This is a genomic window from Lactobacillus sp. X-49 (genome assembly GCF_057063645.1).
Genome location: NZ_JBXSQM010000008.1, coordinates 16,961 through 38,890, shown reverse-complemented (window position 1 = coordinate 38,890; position 21,930 = coordinate 16,961). Strand labels below are relative to the sequence as shown.

Below are 21,930 nucleotides of genomic sequence, written 5' to 3'. Positions count from 1 at the left end.
TTTGTGTTAACTTTTTATTAGTTAAATTCTAACACAAAATAAATATTCAAGTCTTGTAAATTTTAGGAATAAAAATGTTGAAATTCAAATAGATTAGATACAGTATTGAGTAAAGTTTTTCTAAAATAATAAATCATCTGTAAAGCTTTACACAAAGATTGGTACCGCTTTTAAAGCTAGCAATTTGAGTATATAATAATTGTGTGCGATTAAAAAATTATCAAAGGAGATATATAATGAGAACAATTACTTCTACTGTTGCTAAGCATATGGCTAATTTATCAACTAAAGATGGTGTAATTAGTGCCTTAGCTATTGATCAACGGGGATCACTAAAAAAAATGTTGGCTGCTGCGGCTAATAAGCCAGCAGATGAAACAACAATCGTTGATTTTAAAAAGGCAGTTTCAAGTGAACTAACGCCTTATGCTTCTTCAATATTGACAGATCCTGAGTATGGTCTTCCGGCTACTAAAGTTAGAGATAAGAATTGTGGATTGCTTTTATCATATGAAAAGACTGGATATGACACTACTGAACCTGGTAGAATGCCAGATTTAATTGCCAACCAGTCAGGGCTGCGCATAAAAAATGAAGACGGTGATGCTATAAAGTTCTTGGTTTACTACGATCCTGATGAGGGTGCGGAAATTAATGACAAGAAGAAAGCATTCGTTGAAAGAGTTGGTGCAGAAGCCAAGGCCAACGAATTGCCATTATTTTTGGAATTATTAACTTATGATTCCAAGATTACTGATGCTAAGAGTGAAGATTTTGCTAAAGTTAAGGCTGCTAAAGTTATTGCAACCATGCAAGAATTCTCAAAACCTCAATATAATGTGACGGTTTTAAAGGTGGAAATTCCCTTTAATCTTAAGTATGTTGAAGGCTTTAATGGCAATAACAACGTTATTTATACTCAAGATGAAGCTAAAAAATTATTGAAAAAACAATCCGAAGCAACCGATCTACCTTATATCTTTTTATCAGCTGGTGTAACAAGCGAGGAATTTATTGCTGAGATTAAAATGGCTGAGGATGTGGGGGCAAAATTTAATGGTGTTCTTTGTGGCCGAGCTACATGGAAACCAGCAATTACACCATTTGCAGGCGAAAGTGAAGAAGCAGGGCGCAAATGGCTTGCAACTAAAGGCAAAGAAAATATCGAAAATTTAAACAAAGCACTCAAAGGAGCAAAGTCTTGGCATGATAAGTTAGAAGTTGAATAATGTTATAAAAGCTTCTAGTTAAGAACAGATATTTTGAAATTTACTATATAAATTACTAGCACGAAGTTATTTAAATAGCTTCGTGTTTTTTTATTTGTTTTTATAAAAGTCAGTTCTAACAGAATAAGCGTCACTAAAAATACGTGTCATAATTTGCAAAGGTAAACGTGAACGCACCTCATATTCAGGAAAGTAATTTGTTTTTGATATATATCCGATAAATGACAGGGTGGAATAAGACATGATACTTCCAGCTGGATTGGTAGTAAAAGTTAAAATTGGTATTTCATTTTTATTCAAAATGGCTGCTGCCGCAACTAACTCTTCGGTTTCGCCATTTAGGGTAATAAAAATGGCAAGTGCATTAGGCTTAATTTTACTAGCCATAGTTTTAATAATATTTGGGTCAGAATGAAATTCACAATATTTCCCAGTTAACTGCAACTTAACCATTAATTCATTGGCAATTGATTCTGAGAGACCGCGAGCAAAAATAAAGACAATTTTTGCTTGTTTAGTCAATGAAATACTGTCTTCAATTGTGCTATAGCTGAGATTATGGAGAGTATTGTTCATCTCAATTTCGTTTTTAGTAATAACATGACGGATTTTATCGTCAGCGTCATTTAAGACGCTAAAGGCAGAGTTTGATTTACTCTTTAGTTTCAAAGATTCACGGTAAGAAGTATAACCGCTATAACCCATTTTTTGCATTGTGCGTACGATTGTAGCAGTAGATACATTTGCGAATTGACTTAATTTAACTATTGACATTTTTGCAATTTGTTCAGGATTATTTTCGACAATATTCCATAAGTGAAGTTCAGCAGAACTGAGTTCTTTAGTTGGCATTGATTTACCTCATTTGTAAAACTTTTTCTGTTTATTATAGTAAACGCTATCATTTAAGAAAATCGTTACACTAAATTATCTTTATAATAAAGCAAAAGGCAAGAAAAAGGAGAAGAGAGCTTTGATTTATACAGTAACTTTAAATCCTGCAATTGATTTAGTAATTGTGACAAGGAAGTTAAAACCTCAAGTTGTTAATCGAACAGAAAAATTCGAGTTACAACCTAATGGTAAAGGAGTTAATGTTTCATTTGTTTTAAAAAAGTTGGGTATCACTAGTGTTGCTACTGGTATTGGCGGTGGTTTTACATTGGATTATATCGTTTCTGGATTAAAAGAAAAAGGTATACAAACTAATTTTTTTAAAGTTAAGGAACCAACTAGAGTTAATGTTTTTACAAATGTCATTGACGAAAATACTGAATATAAAGAGGTAAATCCAGGACCTGTAATTAATCAAACCGTTCAGAATAAATTTTTGCAGTATCTAACCACTAATTTAGTAACTAATGATATTGTAGTGATTTCTGGAAGTTTTTCCAAGGGAATTAAACCCAATATTTTGGTTAAGATTGCTAAAATTGCTAAGAATAAGAGAGCTAAGTTGGTTATTGATAGTAGTTACCCGGCAATTCTTGATACTTTGCAATTTCAGCCATTTTTGCTAAAACCGAATGATGCAGAATTAGCAAAACTTTTTAACTGCAAAGAAAAATTAACTAAAAAGAAGATCGTAGAATTGTCACAAAAATTATTGGCGGGTGGTTGCAAAAATGTTTTGGTTTCTTTAGGGGCGCAAGGAGCAGCATTGATTAATAATAATCGTATTTTATTTGCCAATGCGCCCAAAATCAAAGTAGTCAATTCGGCTTGTGCAGGCGATACAATGCTGGGAACTTTTATTGCTCTATTAGAAAAAAACAAACCAGTTGAAGAAGCTTTAAAGATGGCGGTGGCGGCAGGTAGCGACACTGCAAGCAGAATTGGCTTAACTGAGTTTGATTTAGATGAATTATTACCACAGATTTCAGTAAAAGAAGGGATGAATTAATATGACAAAATATGATTTGGTAGGTGCAACAGGTTGTGCTACTGGTGTTGCGCATACTTTTATGGCCGAAGAGGCCTTGGAAAAGGCCGCAAAAAAGCTTGGCTATACGATCAAAATTGAAACTCATGGACAAACTGGGGTTGAAAATCATTTGACAGCTCAAGAAATAAGAGAAGCTAAAGCTATAATTGTTGCGTCCGATATAGATGTTGATACTGATCGTTTTGCAGGTAAAAAGTTAGTTGTGGTTCCTGTGGCTCATGGATTAAAGGAACCCGAAAAGTTGATCAATCGTGCATTGAATGCTCCTATTTATAAAGAAGGTCAAAATTCGAGTAATTCTGATATGATTAGTGAAAATAACCAAAGTGTAGGAAATAAATTGTATACATCACTAATGAATGGTGTATCGCATATGTTGCCATTTGTTGTTGCAGGCGGTGTTTTGATCGCAATTTCCTTCTTCTGGGGAATTAATTCGGCTGATCCTAAGAGTAGTGAATACAATCAATTTGCGGCCATGTTAAACACGGTCGGTAGTACGACCATGAATTTGATGGCCCCAGTCTTAGGAGCGTATATTGCAGAAGCATTGGCTCAACGAACAGGTTTTGTTGTCGGATTAGCTGCTGGTTTTATTACATTTAATGGTGGTGGTGGATTTCTGGGCGCCATTGTTGGTGGATATTTAGCAACAATTGTGGTTTGGGGATTACAAAAATTATTTAAACCATTACCAGATGATAAATTTCGCGGCTTAAAATCAATTTTTCTATTTCCAGTTCTAGGAGTTTTAATCACTGGTTCTATCATGTATTTATTAAATACACCGATTAAAGCGATTAATGTAGGTATGATGACATGGCTCAAGGGTTTTGAAAACACTAATCCGATTTTACTTGGAATCATTGTCGGAATAATGTGCGCATCTGATTTTGGTGGACCAATTAATAAAGCTGCCTATGTAACGGGAACTGTTTTACTTGCACAAGGTAATTATTACTTCATGGCTGGTGTTTCTGCTGCATGTATTGCCCCACCACTAGCCACAGGATTTGCTGTTTTAATGAATCCTAAGCATTATTCTAAGAGTGAAAAAGCTGCTGGTTATGTTAATTTCCTACTTGGTTCAACCCATATTACGGAAGGAGCTATTCCATTTGCTGCTAAACATCCTTTATGGAATATTCCCGCATTTATGATTGGTTCAGCTGTAGCTTCTGTTCTTACCTATATTTCCAGGATAAGTGTGCCTGCACCTCACGGCGGTTTTATCGTTTTACCATTAGTTAATAAACCACTTTTGTGGGTTTTGTGGATTGTAATAGGTTCAATTATTTCCGGTGCTTTATTGGCATTGATTGCTTCTCGTTTTGCCAAAAAGGATGCAATATCCACTGAAAATGTTGTGATACCTACTTCTTCCAAAATAAAAAATGAAACAACAGCAACAAATGAGAAAACATTTGATCCGAGTGATATCTTAGAAATAAGAAATATTAAAACAGATGTTGATATATCAAATCGTGATGAGGCTTTAAAATATTTAGCTAATTTTGCAGTTAACAATAATTTAGCTAATGATAGTGAAAAAGTTTATGCTAGTTATGCTAACCGTGAACAAGAAGGTTCGACGGGTATGACAGATGGTTTTGCAATTCCGCACGCTCAATCAGCTGCAATTGAAAAATCAGCAATGCTAATTCTTAAATTAAAGCATCCAATAGACTGGCAATCATTGGATGGGCATAAAATTGATACGGTAATTTCATTTTTAATTCCACAAGTTGACAGTAATGAGCACCTAAAATATTTATCAAATACGGCCAAATTACTAACTCATAAAGATTTTATTACTAAGCTAAAGGCTGCTAATACGTCTCAAGATATTTTTAACTTGTTTAAAAATACTAAATTTTAATTGATCACATGCTAAAAAGCGGTTAAAGGTTTAATTTTCCTTTAGCCGCTTTTCCATATTTTTTATTTCAGTGTGTTTACAATAAAAAATAAGTGCTCTCATGTTAAACAATAAAATTTTGAGAAACTCTTACTCTTCTATTTTTTTAGCATTATCCAGTGCCTTCATAATTGAAAGATTCTTAGTATGACAATCTTTGATCATTTGCCAGTCTTTTTCATCCAACTTAACGAGATATTTACTCATTATTCTCCCTCCTTCAGTAAAACTTTTAGCTTAACTATAGCACTTTAAATAAAAAACAACGATAGTTTTGTAAAGGTATTTTTCAATTGTGTTGCAAAAATAGTTACCTTCATACTAAATTGCTTAATGCAAATACGAGTCTTTAGACTAAGCAATTGTATCTCAAATCATTGTTCTTGTGCGTTTTTGCTTAAAAATATGCTTATAAATTAAATGTTACAAATGTGACAAGAATTTTTAACAGAGTAATCTTTTCTTAAAGCGGGAGTGATAGTTCTGTTATTGTTCTGCAATTAAAACACTGTAATATATAGACAATCAAATTGATAAGTAGATTTCTGTTTTTCAATTTGATGGGAATAGTATAGATATGAAACTTTATAAGGAGAGAAATTTTTTGAAGGTAAAATCGATCTTAGTTAAATCAGCAGCAGTAGCAGCATTATCCGCTTCAGGCGTTGCTGTGATGAACAGTGCAAAAACAAACACAGTTCACGCAGCTATCGTTGAAAATGATGCAGCAGTTGTAACTGTAAATTATGTCGAGGGAAATCAAATTCGTGTATGGAACAGTTATGAGCAACCTGAAGCTACTGGACAAGTTTTACCAAGTAATTCTTCTTGGAAAGTCATTAAAACGGCTTATGATCAGTATGGTCATAAGTGGTATGACTTGGGCAAGAACCAATGGGTAAAGGCAAAGTATGTTAACCAAGGATATTACCCAGCACAAACTCAAACGCAATCTCAAGAAGTAGTTGCGAGTGACAATGCAAATAATAGTGTTAACTATACCGCAGTTGCATCTGATTCAGAATCCAGTGCTAAAGCTTGGATTGCTAACCGCGAATCTAGTGGCTCATACAGTGCACAAAATGGCCAATACATCGGTAAGTATCAATTATCATCATCTTACTTAAATGGAGATTATTCCGCAGCTAATCAAGAACGTGTAGCTGATAATTACGTGGCAAGTCGCTATGGCTCATGGGTAGCAGCTAAACAATTTTGGCAAGCTAATGGCTGGTATTAATCATATTTCCATTTCGTTTTAAATAAATAATATATAAGTAGGCACTAGTCGCTAAAACTGGTGCCTTTTTTGTAAAAATAATTATATTTTAAAATGCGTAAATTAATTGCTATTAATAGTAATTAAGTTTTAAAATTGTCTATAAAGTTATAAACGTCAATTAACTGAAAGATATTCTTGGGGAAGATAAATGAATAAAAGCAAAATAATGCTTGTAATAACTAATGTTTTCTTATGTATGACTATTTTGCAAATCATGGTGAATCAAGCACAACAGGTACATGCTGCAACAGTTAAAGGATATGTTGTAGTTAAATCCCAGAAGAAACCACGACTATATAATGAATCAGGAAAGATCTCCGGTTTTTATGCTAGTGCTAAAACGTCTTATCCGTATAGTATTAAAAAGAGAATTGGTAAGAAAAAAATTCTCGCATACAAGATTGGTAATAATTCTCATTGGATTTTAGCAAAAGATGTCAAGCAAAAAAGAAAACAAAGTTCACCGATTTATATTAAAGCTAAGTTGAAATTACCTTCCGGATATACTAAGGCGGAAGTATTGCGAGCATATCAAGGAAAGCCAAGTAAAGCTTTTATTGATGCATCAATGCGGGGAATGAAAGTTAATGACTTCAGCCACGTTAAGTCGAGTGAATCAAAGACAGACGATTTGATACAAGTGAATTTGGATGCAATAACTTCTGATCAAATCAAAAGTTTAACTGAGTTTAGCTTGCGTCTAATCAATGATGCTAGAAGCGACTTGGGGCTTATGCCTTGGGTTAATAGTATAGGAACATCTAAATTGGCTCAAGATATTGCCGTTGAGTATGCTAGAAATAATCAAACTATTAGAAATAGTCACTATATTCCTGGGATTGTTCGAGCCTGTAAAACTAACGGACTGAATTTGGATAATAATTATGTTGAAGATATGGCTGGATTTTACAATCCTACCCAAACTATGACAATGACGCAACTTAAAAAAAGTATCTATTTTGGCCTGAAACAAATGCTGTTCGGATATACTGGTAGTGGAGAAGATGGTCGCAATAATCGTAGTTATTATCAGGAATGGGACCATGCTGGTGACTTATTAAATACGCAAGGCTCATTACATGATGGCGATTATAATTATTTTGGCTTCAGTATTTCACATACTAGTAATATTTGTTCTTTGCACTTCATTAGTGTGCCGACTTATGTAGTAAAAAGCAAAAAGTATAATATTGGATTTCAACCATAACACTTTAAAGTAATCTAATAAGTTAGTTTTATTTTTGTTCTTAAAAAGTGAGGACAGGACAATGGCAATATATATTAGACTGGCTGAAACTAAAGATTTGGCAAAAATTATGAATATTATCACTGATGCCAAGAAATTGTTAAAGAATGATGGTAATCCACAATGGCAAAACGGTCGTCCTAATCAAGCAATGATAAATGAAGATATTATCAAAAAACAAGCATACTGTTTAATAAATGATTCTCAAGTTGTGGGTGTAGCAATTCTGCAATGCGGAATTGAGCCGACTTATCAACAGATTGAAGGTTCTTGGCGAACCACGAATGCTCCATATGCGACCATCCATAGGGTAGCAATTTTATCTGTCTTTCGAGGACAACAATTAGGGAAAATTTTGATATCAAATCTGATTTCACGTGGTATGTTGTTAGGAATACATAACTTTCGAATAGATACTCATGCTTCTAATTTGAGGATGCAGGGATTAATTAAGGCAACAGGATTTGAGTATCGTGGTATCATTCATGTCGATAGCGGTCAAGATGGTATGCGTTATGCTTACGAGCTTAATTTATAACTTTAAAAAAATAAATTTTTTCTTGACTCGCAGTCAACAATTTTCTATACTAATAATGTTGAGCGATGAGGAAAAGCTCAGTTTGATTGGGTTATAGCCAAGCGGTAAGGCACTAGTTTTTGGTACTAGTATGCGCTGGTTCGAATCCAGCTAACCCAATTGTTCATACGAACACCCAACCCAGAAAGAAGCAGTCGTTTGACTGTTTTTTTTATCAAAAAAATTAAAAATATTTTTGCTTTTAGGTATCAAATTTGTACTAAAAGGTTTAACATTATCCATTGTACTTCTATATTAAAAACTAATTATTTGAGGTTCAAAATATATAAAAATGGAAAAAGTCAAAAATAAAACAATTGTCTTTGGTCACCGTGGTTATCCAGCCAAGTTTGCTGAAAACTCGCTTGCTGGTTTTGCTGATGCTGTTAAAAATGGTGCCGATGGTATTGAATTTGATGTACAACTAACTAAAGATATGATCCCTGTGATTATGCATGATGAGCGTGTTGATCGTACTACCGATGGAATAGGTTATCTTAAAGATTTCACTTTAAAAGAATTGCGTCAATTGCATTTGGCAAATGGTGAGCCAGTTCCATTGCTACAAGAAGTATTTAAATTAGTTAATAATCGAGATATTGTTATTAACCTTGAATTCAAAACTGGTGTTATTCACTATTCAGGAATTGAAAAAATTGTATTAAATTTGGCCAAAAAATACAGTTTTAATCATCCCATTATCTATTCTTCCTTTGATTACGTTACGCTGAAAAACTGTCAGGAAATTGATCCTAATCAAATTTATTGTTATTTAACTGATGAAAAGGTCGCTAATCCCGCCAAATTAATTGCGGATAATCATTTTGCGGGTATTCATCCTAAGCAATTATTACCTACAACAAAGGCGATTTCACAACGTATTTGGACAGTGGACGATCCAAAAGTTGCTCAAAAGTGTTTTGAGTCTCATGTAGCTGGGATTTTTACAGATAATTATCCTTTGATGACAAAAATAAGGAATCAGGTACAGGATTAAAAACTAATTTTATTAAAAAGACGCAATGTATGCGTCTTTTTTGTTAATTAAAAATTAAAAAATATAGCAAGTTTTATTAATAAAATGTATAATTTATTAATAAAAGCGAAAGGAATAATAAAAATGATTAATTTAACTAATTATATGAGAAATGGTTTAGCCGATACTCCTGAAAATCCAATTTTAAAGTTTGCGACGTATGCAGGTCAAATTCCCGACGTGGTAAAATTTACTCTGGGTGAGCCAGATTTTAATACTCCAGATCATATTAAGGAAGCTGCACAAAAGTCAATTACTGATAATCATTCGCATTATGCTCCGTCTAATGGAACGATAGGTTTAAGAACTGCGGCCAGTATATTTTTAAAGAAAAAGTATGGTCAAACATATGATCCTGCTACTGAGGTTTTGGTTACTAATGGTGTAAGTGAAGGGATTTTTGATACAGTGGTTGCGGTTTTAAATCCTGGTGATGTAATGGTTGTACCAACGCCAATATTTTCGTTATACATGTCTGATGAAGCAATTATTAATGAAGGAATTGAGGTGGTTGAAATTGATACATCTCAAAGTGATTTCAAATTGACACCTAAACAACTACAGCAAGTCATTGATCAATATGGTGACCGGGTACGAATGTTAGTTATGAATTACCCCACAAATCCAACAGGTGTTGTATATACTCAGTCTGAACTTGATGCTTTAGCAGATGTAATTCGTGATCGGCCGATTTTTGCTTTATGTGATGAAATTTATAGTGAGTTAAATTATGATCAGCCGCATGCTTCAATGGAAAAATCATTGCATGATCAAGTAATCTTAATGAATGGTGTTTCTAAGTCTTGGGCAATGACTGGTTACCGAATTGGAATTGTTTGTGCACCAAAAGAAATTTTGACTCAAATTGCTAAGGTTCATCAGACAATTGTTACAACTGAGCCAACTCCGATGCAAGATGCTGCTGAAGAGGCTTTCAAGAATGGGATGGATGATGCACAGCAAATGAAATTGGAATTTCAAAAAAGACGTGATGTTTTATATGAAGGATTGACTAAGCTTGGCTTTGTTTGTGCTAAACCTGAAGGTGCGTTTTATATTTTTGCTAAAATCCCAACTGGCTTTGAGCAGGATGATAGTAAGTTTATTTACGATTTGGTAGATAAAGCACATGTGGCTGTAACTGGTGGATCATGTTTTGCCAAGGGTGGCGAAGGCTATATTCGTTTTTCTTACGCCGTGGCAATGTCTCAAATTGAAGAAGGGCTTAAACGGCTTGAAAAATATGTAAAAGAAAATCGAAAATAATCAAATTTTTACTTGCATTTACGTATGTTTTTAGGTAAGATAATTAACGTGCGTAACGGAGGAGTAGCGAAGTGGCTAAACGCGGCGGTCTGTAAAACCGCTCTCTCTGAGTTCGGCGGTTCGAATCCACCCTCCTCCACTATCACTGGGTTATAGCCAAGCGGTAAGGCACTAGTTTTTGGTACTAGTATGCGCTGGTTCGAATCCAGCTAACCCAATATCAATACTAAATTTAGGCAGCTGTAATGGTTGCCTTTTTACTTGCTTTTATCAACTAAATTTTAATTTAATAATATTTATTGTTTTAAAGCTGATTTTAGCTATTCAGTGATGAAGATAGTACAATAGTAGCTGGCTTACTTTTCATCAAGAAAGGATTTTTATGGCAAGATTAGTTAAAGTGGGGGCCGGTGGCGGCGAAATTGATTGGCACGATGCATTGAAAGATTTGCGTGCAGATGACGTCCTGTTACTAGAACCGGGTTTTTACGAAATGCCACCAGATATATTGCTATCAGATATTACAATTAAAGGCACAGGAAATCTTCCAGAGGAGACAACCATTTTGGGTTATTTAAATTTAGCGGCTGATAGTCAGTTTGTTAATCTGGAAAATCTATGTATCAATACTAATGATGATTCTAATAGTCTATTCGTGCCAGCCGAAGCTAACACGTATTTAACCTTGCGCAATTGTCTTGTAAAAGGCTATGGTAATGATACGGCAGTTTTGGCGGCCAATGGTAAGGTTACTTTAGAATTATATTCAACTGTTATTTTAAATGGCTCTGTTTCTTTATTTGCAGATTCTGATTTTCGTTTAGAGATGAACGATTCTTCAATTGAAAATATTGCTGAAGATTTTAGTGCTTTAGCTTTAGAAGGTCACGGTACAGCAATTATTAGTAATTCACGTATTTATGGTAGTATTGATACTTTTACCAAAAGTAATGTGGAACTTGATTTGAATAATTCAGTTGCGGACACAATGTTATTACAGGGACAGGTTTGGCTGAATATGCTAAATAGCAAAATTTTATCGCATGATGATACTAGTTTGTATATCACGGATGAGTCATGGGTTAATATTATTGCTAGCAACTTTGAAGGGGGAATTTATCTTGACAAAAAGCCCTCTGTTATTATTCAAAATAGTCGCATTAGTCGTTTAGTTGCAGTTAATGATACACAAATAACATTGATTAATACGATAATTTTAAATCATGCTGATTTTCAGGATAATGTAAAATGTAATGTGCGTCGAAGTACATTCAATGGAGGTAATGAGTATCAATACTTTCTGGCGTTAAGTGATCGTGCTCAACTTGAAGGACATGATCTAATACTTAATTCTAATGGTGCTGATTTAGCAGTAAAGGATTGGGCAAAAATGCATGCCAGTGTTCTTGCTACCAGTGATGAGTCAATTCTGGTGGAATGCAGCCGCGATGCCAAGGTTCAAATCTTAGGTATGAAGTGGACCACTAGAAAAAATTAGTTAGAGAAATCAATTAATTTTACTTTATCATAACTAGACCAATTTGAGTTATAATATAATAGGAGGCATGCTGATGGAAGAACCAATGTATATCAAAATTCATAATCAAATTAAGCGTGAAATTGAAAATCACGTTTATCGGGTTGGTAGCAGAATACCAGCCGAGCGACAGCTTGCTCTAAAATTCGGCGTTTCGCGTATGACTTTGCGTCAAGCAATTAAAACACTCGAAGATGAAGGAATTTTAGAACAACGTTTAGGTAGTGGCACATATGTTGCTAATCAGAAGGTTCAAGAGAAGATGTCGGGCATCATGTCATTTACGGAAATAACCCATGCTAATGGTCAGGTTCCGTCAAGCAAATTGATTTCGTATCGAGTGGGCAAGCCAACATTATCTGAGAGTGAGCGGCTTGGGTTAACGGATAACCAAGAAATTCTACGAATGGAACGAATTCGCTATGCAGATAATATACCAATTTGTTATGAAGTTGTGACAATTCCGCAGCAACTAATTATGGGAATGTCCAAGGCAGATATTTCGGCACATTTGTACCATACATTGAAGAAGAATGGTTATCAAATTGGTCGGGTAACCGAACATATTTCTGCAGCGATCGCCAATGAAAATACAGCCCGTTTACTTGATGCAAAAAAGGGTGAAGCATTGATTACTCGTCTTCAGGTTACTGAGTTTTTGACTGGAGAACCATTTGAATATACCAGAGCAAGCTATGTGGCTGATCGCTTTGAATTTACATTTTCAAAATAATGATGTGATTATGTATTGGGTTTACAAACGAATTAATGAAATTATTCTCTGTTAGTTTAAACTAACTAGCAAAGAGCCTATAGTTATAGTGATTTTGGGGGATTGCTTAAAAACAAATATTATTAGCAGTTAAAAGATAAGTTGAGTTTGATATTTGTAATTCTTACCATCATTAAATTTAAAACTGGTAAAGTATGCTACAGGATTATTGGCTTAAATAATTTATTATGAAATATGATTTTAAGAAATAATGTTTAAATCAGTTTGGTTGGCAAAAATTTGATAACGAGTTTGACATTTTTATTATATTTCGAAACAAAAAGACGAGAATCGAATTCGATTCTCGTCTTTTACTTTAAATCATTTTTTATTTTGCTAGTTGAAACACCTGGTGTTCGAGGCAAGTAAATAACTTCGCAATATGGTTTTAAAAAGTCAAACTTGCCCTGCCAGTCGCTTCCCATGACAAAGGTGTTAATATTATACTTTTTAATATCTTGGATTTTTTGTTCCCAATCTTGTTCAGGAATCACCTCATCAACGTAGCGAATGGCTTCTAAGATGTATTTACGTTCTGCATAGCTATTATACGATTCCTTATGCTTTTGTAATTCGTTAAATTCGTCTGTTGAAAGTCCAACAATTAAATAATCACCTAATTCTTTAGCACGTTTCAATAAACGAATGTGTCCATAATGTAACAAATCGAATGTTCCATAAGTAATAACTTTTTTCATATATAGCGCTCCCGTTAATTTAACAAAATAATAGTATCATATTTATAGAAAAGGTAAAACCTGTCCCTCAAAACCTAATAGTTTGCTAAAATAAAGTAAATCGGACATGAGGGAGATAGTCATGGATAAAGTAAATGTTTTAGGCGTTAATTTTGATAATAAAAGCTTTAACCAGTTTCAAAATAAATTTATTGGACGAATTAACAATCACCAGTCTACGTTGGTGGTGACCGCTAATCCTGAAATTGTGATGACTGCGAATGAAAATCCTGAATTTATGAAACTCTTAGGTTATGATGCGGATTATATAACAGCAGATGGGATTGGTATTATTAAAGCAGCTAAAATTTTAGAGACACCATTAAAAGAACGCGTAACTGGCTATGATTTGTTTTCTTGGCTAATGACCTTGGCTAATGATCGTGGTTTGCGAGTTTACTTAATTGGTGCCAAGCCTACCGTTATTCATGCTATTCAAGCTAAGATTGCTCGGGAATACCAAGATATTCAATTGGTTGGTGCGCAAGATGGATATTTTAATGAAGATTTAGAACTAGTAGCATATCAGATTGAACGTACTGAACCCGATTTGGTATTTGCTGCTCTAGGGTCGCCACGACAAGAACAACTTTTAGCTTTATTGCGTAAAAATCTTTTGCCAGCTTTAATGATGGGCGTTGGTGGTAGTTTTGACGTCTTTTCAGGAGAAGTTAAGCGGGCACCACAGTTTTGGCAAAAGGCTCATTTAGAATGGTTTTACCGTTTATTAAAAAATCCGACACGTTGTAAACGAATGTTGGTTTTACCCAAATTTGTCCTGAATGTTTATCAGGAAAAAAGGAACAAAAAAAGATGAAAGTTTTGCATGTTAACGCCGGTCTCGAAGAAGGTGGCGGCTTAACTCATATCATTAACTTGTTAAGAGAAGCAAAGATTGAAAATCAGGACTTTGCATTATTATGCTTTGCTCAGGGGCCAGTTGCCCATGCTGCTAAAGCTGCAAGTCTACCTGTTTTTGTATTAGGAGCGCGAAGCCGATATGATTTAGGTAGTTTAAAACGTTTAGTCACTTTTATTAATCAAGGTAACTATGACATTGTGCATACACATGGGGCTCGCGCTAATTTGTTTTTGTCATTGATTAAAGCAAAAATTAAGGCTAAATGGTGTGTAACAGTTCATTCTGATCCCTACTTAGATTTTGCCAATAGAGGTTTACTTGGTCATGCTTTTACAGTAGCCAATATGCGTGCACTAAAAAGGGCAGATGCCATTTTTGCAGTAACACAGAAATTTGCTCAATTGTTGATAACTAAAGGTCAAATTATACCTGAAAAAGTTCATGTAATATATAATGGTATTTTTTTTCATGAGAATCAATACTTTTCGTCTAAAGAAGACCACGTAGCTTTTAATATTATTAATGTTGCTCGTACGGAAAAGGTTAAGGGTCAAGAACTATTGTTAAAAGCAATGAAACGTCTTAATAAAAGCAATATCCATCTTTATATTGCTGGAGACGGCTCAGAATTAATTACATTAAAAAAATTGGTTCAGGACTTAAAACTGGAATCGCAAGTCACTTTTGAAGGCTTTTTGACACACCAGCAACTGGAAAAACTATATCGTAAAATGGATTTAGCTGTTCTAAGTTCCTATTCGGAAAGTTTTCCGTTGGTTTTACTAGAAGCAAGTGATAATTTGGTACCAATTATGTCTACAAATGTTGGTGATATTAGGATGATGATTCCTGACGAAAGACATGGTTTTGTGGCTCAAATTGGTGATCTTGATTCAATTACTCAGACGCTAAAATCAGCTATAAATCTACCTGCTAAAAAGCTCACGCAAATGGCACTTTGTGAAAAAAAATATTTAGCTCACAATTTCTCTTTAGACAAGCAATTATCAAGTCTAATGGGGGTTTATCATTCATTACTCAAAGTCGACTAAATTGTTTAAACTAATTGAAATGTTTATAATAGAACAAAATTTGTTTGAACTAAATTAAGAGGATAGAATGTTTTATCAAGAATTAGATCAGGATGATTCCTTGACTTTACATACAGATTTGTATGAACTCAATATGATGTATACGTATTTTAAAAAAGGAATTGCTCAGCGTAATGCTGTCTTTGAAGTCTATTATCGTCAAGAACCTTTTGGCAATGGTTATGGTGTTTTTGCTGGCCTACAACATGTTATTTTGTATTTACAAAATTTGAAATTTAAAGAGAGTGATCTGCAATATCTCAAAGAGGAAGTGGGTTATGATGCTGATTTTATCGATTATTTGCGTAACTTCAAATTAAAGTTAACAGTACGTTCGATGCGTGAAGGTGAAATTGTTTTTGCCAATGAACCATTAATGCAAATTGAAGGCCCGTTAGCCCAGTGCCAATTAGTTGAAACAACGATCTTGAATATTATTAATTATCAGACATTATTAGCAACTAAAGCGGCACGTGTAAAATTAGCGGTTCAAGGTGACGGTGTCATGGAATTTGGAACGCGTAGGGCCCAAGAAACGGATGCTGCGCTTTGGGGAACAAGAGCGGCATATATTGGCGGATTTGATTCTACTAGCAATGTCCGTGCAGGGAAACTATTCGGTATCCCAATTTCTGGTACACATGCACATTCTTTAGTTGAAGCTTTTGGTAGCGAATACGAAGCTTTTAAAGCTTATGCACAAACGCACCGAGATTGTGTCTTTTTAGTTGATACTTATGATACGGTAAGAAGTGGTGTTCCAAATGCCATCCGAGTTGCCAATGAAATGGGCGATAGAATTAATTTTCAGGGAGTTAGGATCGATTCCGGTGATATGGCATACATCTCTAAACAGGTGCGTCATGAACTTGATGCAGCTGGTTACCAGAATACTAAAATTTATGCATCAAATGACTTAGATGAAACAACCATTACTAGTTTGAAAATGCAGGGGGCTAAGATTGATGTTTGGGGAATTGGTACCAAATATATTACAGCTTATGATCAGCCAGCTTTGGGAGCAGTTTATAAACTTGTTTCGGTTGAAGATGGCAATCAGCAAATGCAAGATACGTTGAAAATTTCTTCTAACGCAAGCAAGGTTTCTACCCCGGGTAAAAAACAAGTGTGGCGTATCTCTGCCAATACTCAAAAGAAAAATGAGGGTGATTGGATAGCACGTTCGGGCGTTGACCCACGGACATTTGATTCGTTGTTTATGTTTCATCCCGAATATACCTACATCAACAAAGTGGTTTCTAATTATACAGCTGAACCGCTATTGAAGGATATTTTTAAAAATGGAATCTTAATTTATCAGCAACCAAAGTTGACGGCTATTAGGAAATTTTGTGCTGCTAATTTAGATGGCTTATGGGATGAATATAAAAGAAGTTTAAATCCGCAAGAATATCCAGTTGATTTATCTCAAGAATTATATGACAGTAAGATGAAATTAATTAAGGATATTCGTCAACAAATTGCCAAAAGGAGATAATTAAATGAGACCATTACAAAAGAAAATAATTGCGTATGAACATGTTTTGCCAGAAATTGACCCTCAAGTAGAAATAAGACGTTCTGTTGACTTTTTAAAGAATTATTTAAAAGCAAATCCCTTTTTAAAATCATACGTCTTAGGAATTTCTGGAGGTCAAGATTCCACTTTAACTGGTAAACTATGTCAGATGGCAATTACTGAAATGCGCCAAGAGACTGGGGATGACTCATATCAATTTATTGCTGTTCGCTTGCCTTATGGGGTTCAGGCGGATGCTCAGGATGCTGCTGATGCGATTTCTTTTCAAAAGCCAGATCAGGATTTAATTATTAATATTAAAGACGCTGTTGATGCTACAGTGTCCAGTTTGAACGCAGCTGGTCAAGAAATAACTGACTTTAATAAAGGCAATATTAAAGCACGTGAGCGAATGATTGTTCAATATGCAATTGCTGGCGCACATAACGGTGCTGTTGTCGGCACCGATCATGCAGCCGAAAATTTTAGTGGTTTTTATACTAAATATGGTGATGGAGCTGCTGATCTAACTCCATTATTTAGATTAGATAAGCGTCAAGGAAAACAAATGTTAAAAGAACTAGGCTGTCCAAAACATCTATATTTAAAAACACCCACTGCTGATTTGGAAGAAGATAAGCCTGATTTGCCAGATGAAATTGCTCTTGGAGTCAGTTATGATGATGTTGATAATTATTTGGAGGGACGAAAAGTTTCGCCTGAAGCAGCTGAAAAGATTGAGGCATTATGGCGAAAGAGTGAGCATAAACGCCATTTACCGATAAGTGTGTTTGATAATTTTTCTATTAACAATTAATAAGTTGTTTGAGGAGATAAAAATGATTCGACTAGCTAAAGTGGCCGATGCAGAGCAAATTCAAAAAATTAATCAAGAGCAATTGGGCTACGATTATCCGGTTAAACAGACTGAGGAAAATTTGTCAAGACTTTTAGCTGATAGTAAGCACCATTTGCTTTTGGTTTTTGAAAATGATGGTCAAGTTATTGGTTATGTTCATACCGAATTATTTGAAGAAACCTATTTTCCGCCAATGTATAATGTGCTGGCATTAGCTGTTGCAAAATCAGCGCAGCAAAAGGGTATTGGTACACAGTTAATGAATGCAGTTGAACAGTTTGCTAAAAAAGCGAAAATTAATGAAATAAGATTAAATTCTGGTGAAGAGCGGTATGGCGCACATCAGTTTTATGAACGATTAGGGTATCATTGTAGTAAAAAACAAAAACGATTCGGTAAACGGTTAGATTAATATAGATGGATAATGGAATTATTGACAAAGATTGTGCAAGTAGTACAATTATTTTTAACTTAAGATATGTTTTTTAAAATGACGTTTCAAAGAGAGAGCCGGATGCTGAGAGCGGTTTATGGTCATTTAAAAGATGCTCCTTACAGTTTTTACAAAATAAGATAATTAAGAGGTAACAAGCACTGTTGCAATTGAGGTGGTACCGCGTTTTATGCGTCCTTAAGTATAGCAACAGTGCTTTTTATTTTGAAAAGGGAGAAAATAATGAAAAAACTGACGAGTTCTGAATTTAGACAAATGTTTTTGGACTTTTTTAAAGAACACGGTCACATGGTAATGCCGAGTCAATCATTAATTCCACAAGATGACCCAACTTTACTTTGGATCAATTCTGGTGTAGCAACGATGAAAAAGTATTTTGATGGATCGGTTGTGCCTAAGAATCATCGTATCACAAGTTCACAAAAATCAATTAGGACTAATGATATTGAAAATGTTGGTAAAACTGCACGACATCAAACATTCTTTGAAATGTTAGGTAACTTTTCCGTAGGTGATTATTTTAAAAAAGAGGCAATTACTTGGGCTTGGGAGTTTCTTACTAGTCCGAATTGGCTTGATTTGGATGAGGACAAACTTTATTGTACGGTTTATCCTAAAGATACCGAAGCACAGAAAATTTGGCTTAAGGTAGGGATGCCTCAAGATCATATTGTTAGATTAGAAGAGAACTTTTGGGATATAGGTGAAGGTCCATGTGGTCCAGACTCTGAAATCTTTTATGATCGAGGACAAGAAAATAATGATATTTCAGAAGATGATCCTGAAAATTTTCCAGGAGGTGAAAATGCTCGCTACTTGGAGATTTGGAACATTGTCTTTTCACAATATAATCACCTGGCTAATGGAAAATATGTTGATCAACCGCATAAAAATATTGATACAGGAATGGGCTTAGAACGTGTGTTATCAATTTTGCAGGGAGCTCCAACTAACTTTGAAACAGATTTGTTTATGCCAATGATTCATGCTACTGAGGAAATGACATCGGGTAAGAAATATGGTCAAAATGGATCTGATACCACCGCATTTAAAATTATTGCTGATCACGTTCGAACGGTTAGCTTTGCTATAGCCGATGGTGCACTTCCTTCAAATACAGGTCGCGGTTACGTATTGCGTCGGTTAATTCGTCGTGCTGACTTAAATGGTCAGCGCTTGGGAATTAAGGGCTCATTTCTTTATAAATTAGTTCCTGTGGTAGGCAAAGTTATGGAAAGTCACTATCCAGAAGTAACTAAACAAAAGGATTTTATTGCTAAAGTTATCAAAAATGAAGAACAGCGTTTCCAGCTGACACTTGATTCAGGGTTAACCTTGCTTGACAAGTTAATTGCTGATGCTAAAGAAAATGATACTAAGACAATTAGTGGTGAGGATACTTTCAAATTATTTGATACTTATGGTTTTCCATATGAATTAACTTTTGAAACTGCACAAGATGCTGGCTTAGAAGTTGATAAAAAAGGTTTTGATAAAGAGATGGAGGCCCAAAAGAAACGTGCGCGAGAAGCACGCGGTAATTTGCAGTCAATGGGAGCTCAGGATGAAACCTTAATGAACTTGAAAGACAAATCTGAGTTTGAGTATGGTATTTATGAAGAAAAACATGCCAAATTGATAGATATTATTGTTGACGACAAGTTAGTTAATCAAGCTGATGGTGAACAAGCAACTTTGATTTTTGATAAAACACCATTTTATGCAGAACGTGGTGGTCAAGTGGCTGATCATGGTTCAATTTATGATCATGAAGGTAATCTTGTTGCCCAAGTTGTTGATGTTCAGCATGCACCTAATGATCAAAATCTGCATTACGTTGACGTAATTTTACCTCTAAAAAAAGGTGAATACTATATTTTAAAAATCGACCGTGCACGCCGTGAAGGATTGCGCCACTCACATACGGCTACTCACTTATTACATGCAGCTTTGCGCAGTGTTCTTAGTGAACATACCCACCAAGCTGGTAGTTTGGTAGAACCTGATTATTTGCGGTTTGATTTTACTGCAATCGAACCTTTAACCGACAAGGAAATCAAATCAGTTGAAACATTGGTTAATCAAAAGATTTGGGCAGCAATTAATGTTAAGACCACTATTACTGATCCAGAACATGGAAAAGAAATGGGTGCATTAGCCTTATTTGATGGTAAGTATGGTGACCAAGTTCGCGTTGTACAAATGGATGACTTTTCAATTGAATTTTGTGGTGGCACTCACTGTTCTAATTCTAATCAAATTGGAATTTTCAAAATAATATCAGAATCAGCTATTGGTGCAGGTTTAAGACGAATTGAAGCGGTTGTTTCTCAAAAGGCTTACGAGTATTTAGCACATCGTTCAGAATTACTTGATGAAGTTCAAAGCAGTGTGAAATCAACGAAGCCTGAAGATGTAATTAATAAAGTTGAGAGTTTGGAAGAAGAACTTCATTCAACTCAAAAACAAGTTGACGATTTGAACATGAGAATTAACCAGGCAAAAGCAGCATCAATTTTTAATAAGGTTCAACAAATAGGCAGCTTAACAGTTATTGCTGAACAAGTTGATGTCAATGGCATGAACGACTTGCGCGAACTTGCAGATGCATGGAAGAATAGTTCTAAGTCTGACGTTCTTGTTTTAGGTTCAGCCAAGAATGACAAAGCTAACATGATTATTAGTTTGGGACAAAAAGCTCTCGATGCTAATCTTCATGCAGGTAAATTAATTAAGCAAGCTGCGCCAATTTTTGGCGGTGGTGGCGGCGGTCGTTCTAACATGGCTCAAGCTGGTGGTAAAAAGCCTGAGGGGTTAGGCAAAGCTATTCAAACTGTTTTGAACTTAATTTCTGTAAATTAATTTATTGAGTTTATGAAAGTTTTCAAGTAAAATTACGTCAGGAGGAATGATTATGAGTTCATTAGGTAAAACAATGCATTTCGACTTTAATGAAAATAAGGGTAAAAATGTTTATGATACGCTACAAGATGTTTACAATGCACTTGAAGAAAAGGGCTATAATCCAATTAATCAGATTGTTGGCTATTTATTGTCAGGCGATCCAGCATATATTCCCCGGCACAATGATGCTCGTAATTTAATTTTAAAGCACGAACGTGATGAAATTATTGAAGAACTTGTAAAAAGTTATCTAGGTAAAGATAAATAATGCGGTTAATTGGGCTAGATATTGGTTCTAAAACCGTTGGGGTCGCAGTTAGTGATGAGTTAGGAATAACCGCTCAAAAAATTGAGACGATTTTGATAGATGAAAAACGACATAATTTTGGTATGAGACCCCTTAAGAAAATTGTTCGTCAATACAATGCGGATGGCTTTGTATTAGGTCTTCCTAAAAATATGGATGGTTCATCAGGTGCTTCAGTTATTAGAAGTAAAGCATATGGTCAAAGATTACAAGACAAGTTTAAGTTGCCTGTTTATTATTCAGATGAACGTTTGACAACTGTCGAATCTCAACGAATTCTAGTGGAAGAAGCTGGAATTCATGATCGGCATCAGCGTAAGAAAATTATTGACCAAATGGCTGCTGTCTTGATTTTGCAAAATTATTTAGATCAAAACCGAAAGGATTAA

General features: G+C 34.9%; 20 protein-coding genes and 3 tRNA genes. 21 read left to right on the top strand and 2 right to left on the bottom strand.

What is annotated here, in order from left to right:
• Positions 1 to 236: 236 nt before the first annotated feature.
• On the top strand, positions 237 to 1,229 hold the full coding sequence (locus tag ACYIAQ_RS05270; RefSeq protein ID WP_483562772.1) for a tagatose 1,6-diphosphate aldolase: 993 nt from the start codon (positions 237 to 239) through the stop codon (positions 1,227 to 1,229).
• Positions 1,230 to 1,319: 90 nt separating this feature from the next.
• On the opposite strand, the gene ACYIAQ_RS05265 is transcribed toward ACYIAQ_RS05270, so the two are convergent.
• Positions 1,320 to 2,081, bottom strand: coding sequence for a MurR/RpiR family transcriptional regulator (locus ACYIAQ_RS05265; RefSeq protein WP_483562771.1), 762 nt, complete (start codon positions 2,079 to 2,081; stop codon positions 1,320 to 1,322).
• Between the two features lie 121 nt (positions 2,082 to 2,202).
• Between ACYIAQ_RS05265 and pfkB the strand changes: the two genes are divergently transcribed.
• The 12 genes from pfkB to ACYIAQ_RS05205 all read left to right on the top strand — a co-directional run bounded on the left by pfkB (position 2,203) and on the right by ACYIAQ_RS05205 (position 12,769).
• Entirely contained in the window at positions 2,203 to 3,132 is a 930-nt protein-coding gene (pfkB, locus tag ACYIAQ_RS05260) for a 1-phosphofructokinase (RefSeq protein WP_483562770.1), read from the top strand.
• Position 3,133: 1 nt separating this feature from the next.
• Positions 3,134 to 5,053 (top strand): fructose-specific PTS transporter subunit EIIC, encoded by a 1,920-nt coding sequence (locus ACYIAQ_RS05255; protein WP_483562769.1) that lies wholly within the window; start codon positions 3,134 to 3,136, stop codon positions 5,051 to 5,053.
• 643 nt (positions 5,054 to 5,696) lie between these two features.
• Positions 5,697 to 6,332, top strand: coding sequence for an aggregation-promoting factor (apf, locus tag ACYIAQ_RS05250; RefSeq protein ID WP_483562768.1), 636 nt, complete (start codon positions 5,697 to 5,699; stop codon positions 6,330 to 6,332).
• A gap of 190 nt (positions 6,333 to 6,522) precedes the next feature.
• On the top strand, positions 6,523 to 7,581 hold the full coding sequence (locus tag ACYIAQ_RS05245; protein WP_483562767.1) for an SEC10/PgrA surface exclusion domain-containing protein: 1,059 nt from the start codon (positions 6,523 to 6,525) through the stop codon (positions 7,579 to 7,581).
• Between the two features lie 61 nt (positions 7,582 to 7,642).
• Positions 7,643 to 8,158 carry a GNAT family N-acetyltransferase gene (locus tag ACYIAQ_RS05240; RefSeq protein WP_483562766.1) on the top strand — a complete coding sequence of 172 codons (516 nt, stop codon included), beginning with the start codon at positions 7,643 to 7,645 and terminating at the stop codon, positions 8,156 to 8,158.
• A gap of 87 nt (positions 8,159 to 8,245) precedes the next feature.
• Positions 8,246 to 8,317: transfer RNA gene (locus ACYIAQ_RS05235), tRNA-Gln, on the top strand.
• Between the two features lie 172 nt (positions 8,318 to 8,489).
• Positions 8,490 to 9,194: a glycerophosphodiester phosphodiesterase family protein gene (locus tag ACYIAQ_RS05230; protein ID WP_483562765.1), complete on the top strand. Its 705-nt coding sequence runs from the start codon at positions 8,490 to 8,492 to the stop codon at positions 9,192 to 9,194.
• 123 nt (positions 9,195 to 9,317) lie between these two features.
• Entirely contained in the window at positions 9,318 to 10,499 is a 1,182-nt protein-coding gene (locus ACYIAQ_RS05225) for an aminotransferase class I/II-fold pyridoxal phosphate-dependent enzyme (RefSeq protein ID WP_483562764.1), read from the top strand.
• A 57-nt stretch (positions 10,500 to 10,556) separates the two neighbouring features.
• Positions 10,557 to 10,638: transfer RNA gene (locus tag ACYIAQ_RS05220), tRNA-Tyr, on the top strand.
• 7 nt (positions 10,639 to 10,645) lie between these two features.
• Positions 10,646 to 10,717, top strand: a tRNA-Gln gene (locus ACYIAQ_RS05215).
• A gap of 164 nt (positions 10,718 to 10,881) precedes the next feature.
• Entirely contained in the window at positions 10,882 to 11,997 is a 1,116-nt protein-coding gene (locus ACYIAQ_RS05210) for a hypothetical protein (RefSeq protein WP_483562763.1), read from the top strand.
• Positions 11,998 to 12,070: 73 nt separating this feature from the next.
• Positions 12,071 to 12,769 carry a GntR family transcriptional regulator gene (locus tag ACYIAQ_RS05205; protein WP_483562762.1) on the top strand — a complete coding sequence of 233 codons (699 nt, stop codon included), beginning with the start codon at positions 12,071 to 12,073 and terminating at the stop codon, positions 12,767 to 12,769.
• Positions 12,770 to 13,119: 350 nt separating this feature from the next.
• Here ACYIAQ_RS05205 and tagD read toward each other — a convergent pair whose 3' ends face one another.
• A complete protein-coding gene (tagD, locus tag ACYIAQ_RS05200; RefSeq protein WP_122017802.1) occupies positions 13,120 to 13,506 on the bottom strand; it encodes a glycerol-3-phosphate cytidylyltransferase in 387 nt (128 codons plus the stop codon).
• Between the two features lie 121 nt (positions 13,507 to 13,627).
• Between tagD and ACYIAQ_RS05195 the strand changes: the two genes are divergently transcribed.
• The 8 genes from ACYIAQ_RS05195 to ruvX all read left to right on the top strand — a co-directional run bounded on the left by ACYIAQ_RS05195 (position 13,628) and on the right by ruvX (position 21,930).
• Positions 13,628 to 14,362: a WecB/TagA/CpsF family glycosyltransferase gene (locus ACYIAQ_RS05195; RefSeq protein WP_122017803.1), complete on the top strand. Its 735-nt coding sequence runs from the start codon at positions 13,628 to 13,630 to the stop codon at positions 14,360 to 14,362.
• A complete protein-coding gene (locus tag ACYIAQ_RS05190; RefSeq protein WP_483562761.1) occupies positions 14,359 to 15,459 on the top strand; it encodes a glycosyltransferase in 1,101 nt (366 codons plus the stop codon). The genes ACYIAQ_RS05195 and ACYIAQ_RS05190 overlap by 4 nt, the downstream gene beginning before the upstream one ends.
• 67 nt (positions 15,460 to 15,526) lie before the next feature.
• Positions 15,527 to 16,996 carry a nicotinate phosphoribosyltransferase gene (locus ACYIAQ_RS05185; RefSeq protein ID WP_483562760.1) on the top strand — a complete coding sequence of 490 codons (1,470 nt, stop codon included), beginning with the start codon at positions 15,527 to 15,529 and terminating at the stop codon, positions 16,994 to 16,996.
• Between the two features lie 4 nt (positions 16,997 to 17,000).
• Entirely contained in the window at positions 17,001 to 17,834 is an 834-nt protein-coding gene (gene nadE, locus ACYIAQ_RS05180) for an ammonia-dependent NAD(+) synthetase (protein ID WP_483562759.1), read from the top strand.
• Positions 17,835 to 17,856: 22 nt separating this feature from the next.
• Positions 17,857 to 18,288, top strand: coding sequence for a GNAT family N-acetyltransferase (locus ACYIAQ_RS05175; protein ID WP_483562758.1), 432 nt, complete (start codon positions 17,857 to 17,859; stop codon positions 18,286 to 18,288).
• Between the two features lie 264 nt (positions 18,289 to 18,552).
• Positions 18,553 to 21,192, top strand: coding sequence for an alanine--tRNA ligase (gene alaS, locus ACYIAQ_RS05170; RefSeq protein WP_483562757.1), 2,640 nt, complete (start codon positions 18,553 to 18,555; stop codon positions 21,190 to 21,192).
• 52 nt (positions 21,193 to 21,244) lie between these two features.
• Positions 21,245 to 21,502, top strand: coding sequence for an IreB family regulatory phosphoprotein (locus ACYIAQ_RS05165; RefSeq protein ID WP_122017809.1), 258 nt, complete (start codon positions 21,245 to 21,247; stop codon positions 21,500 to 21,502).
• A complete protein-coding gene (gene ruvX, locus ACYIAQ_RS05160) occupies positions 21,502 to 21,930 on the top strand; it encodes a Holliday junction resolvase RuvX (RefSeq protein WP_122022663.1) in 429 nt (142 codons plus the stop codon). Before ACYIAQ_RS05165 ends, ruvX begins: the two co-directional genes overlap by 1 nt.

Bases quoted from the DNA above. Each gene is read 5' to 3' on its own strand.
- ACYIAQ_RS05270 (WP_483562772.1), top strand. From the start codon at position 237: ATGAGAACAATTACTTCTACTGTTGCTAAGCATATGGCTAATTTATCA.
- ACYIAQ_RS05265 (WP_483562771.1), bottom strand. From the start codon at position 2,081: ATGCCAACTAAAGAACTCAGTTCTGCTGAACTTCACTTATGGAATATT.
- ACYIAQ_RS05255 (WP_483562769.1), top strand. From the start codon at position 3,134: ATGACAAAATATGATTTGGTAGGTGCAACAGGTTGTGCTACTGGTGTT.
- ACYIAQ_RS05245 (WP_483562767.1), top strand. From the start codon at position 6,523: ATGAATAAAAGCAAAATAATGCTTGTAATAACTAATGTTTTCTTATGT.
- ACYIAQ_RS05240 (WP_483562766.1), top strand. From the start codon at position 7,643: ATGGCAATATATATTAGACTGGCTGAAACTAAAGATTTGGCAAAAATT.
- ACYIAQ_RS05230 (WP_483562765.1), top strand. From the start codon at position 8,490: ATGGAAAAAGTCAAAAATAAAACAATTGTCTTTGGTCACCGTGGTTAT.
- ACYIAQ_RS05225 (WP_483562764.1), top strand. From the start codon at position 9,318: ATGATTAATTTAACTAATTATATGAGAAATGGTTTAGCCGATACTCCT.
- ACYIAQ_RS05210 (WP_483562763.1), top strand. From the start codon at position 10,882: ATGGCAAGATTAGTTAAAGTGGGGGCCGGTGGCGGCGAAATTGATTGG.
- ACYIAQ_RS05205 (WP_483562762.1), top strand. From the start codon at position 12,071: ATGGAAGAACCAATGTATATCAAAATTCATAATCAAATTAAGCGTGAA.
- tagD (WP_122017802.1), bottom strand. From the start codon at position 13,506: ATGAAAAAAGTTATTACTTATGGAACATTCGATTTGTTACATTATGGA.
- ACYIAQ_RS05195 (WP_122017803.1), top strand. From the start codon at position 13,628: ATGGATAAAGTAAATGTTTTAGGCGTTAATTTTGATAATAAAAGCTTT.
- ACYIAQ_RS05190 (WP_483562761.1), top strand. From the start codon at position 14,359: ATGAAAGTTTTGCATGTTAACGCCGGTCTCGAAGAAGGTGGCGGCTTA.
- ACYIAQ_RS05185 (WP_483562760.1), top strand. From the start codon at position 15,527: ATGTTTTATCAAGAATTAGATCAGGATGATTCCTTGACTTTACATACA.
- nadE (WP_483562759.1), top strand. From the start codon at position 17,001: ATGAGACCATTACAAAAGAAAATAATTGCGTATGAACATGTTTTGCCA.
- ACYIAQ_RS05175 (WP_483562758.1), top strand. From the start codon at position 17,857: ATGATTCGACTAGCTAAAGTGGCCGATGCAGAGCAAATTCAAAAAATT.
- alaS (WP_483562757.1), top strand. From the start codon at position 18,553: ATGAAAAAACTGACGAGTTCTGAATTTAGACAAATGTTTTTGGACTTT.
- ACYIAQ_RS05165 (WP_122017809.1), top strand. From the start codon at position 21,245: ATGAGTTCATTAGGTAAAACAATGCATTTCGACTTTAATGAAAATAAG.
- ruvX (WP_122022663.1), top strand. From the start codon at position 21,502: ATGCGGTTAATTGGGCTAGATATTGGTTCTAAAACCGTTGGGGTCGCA.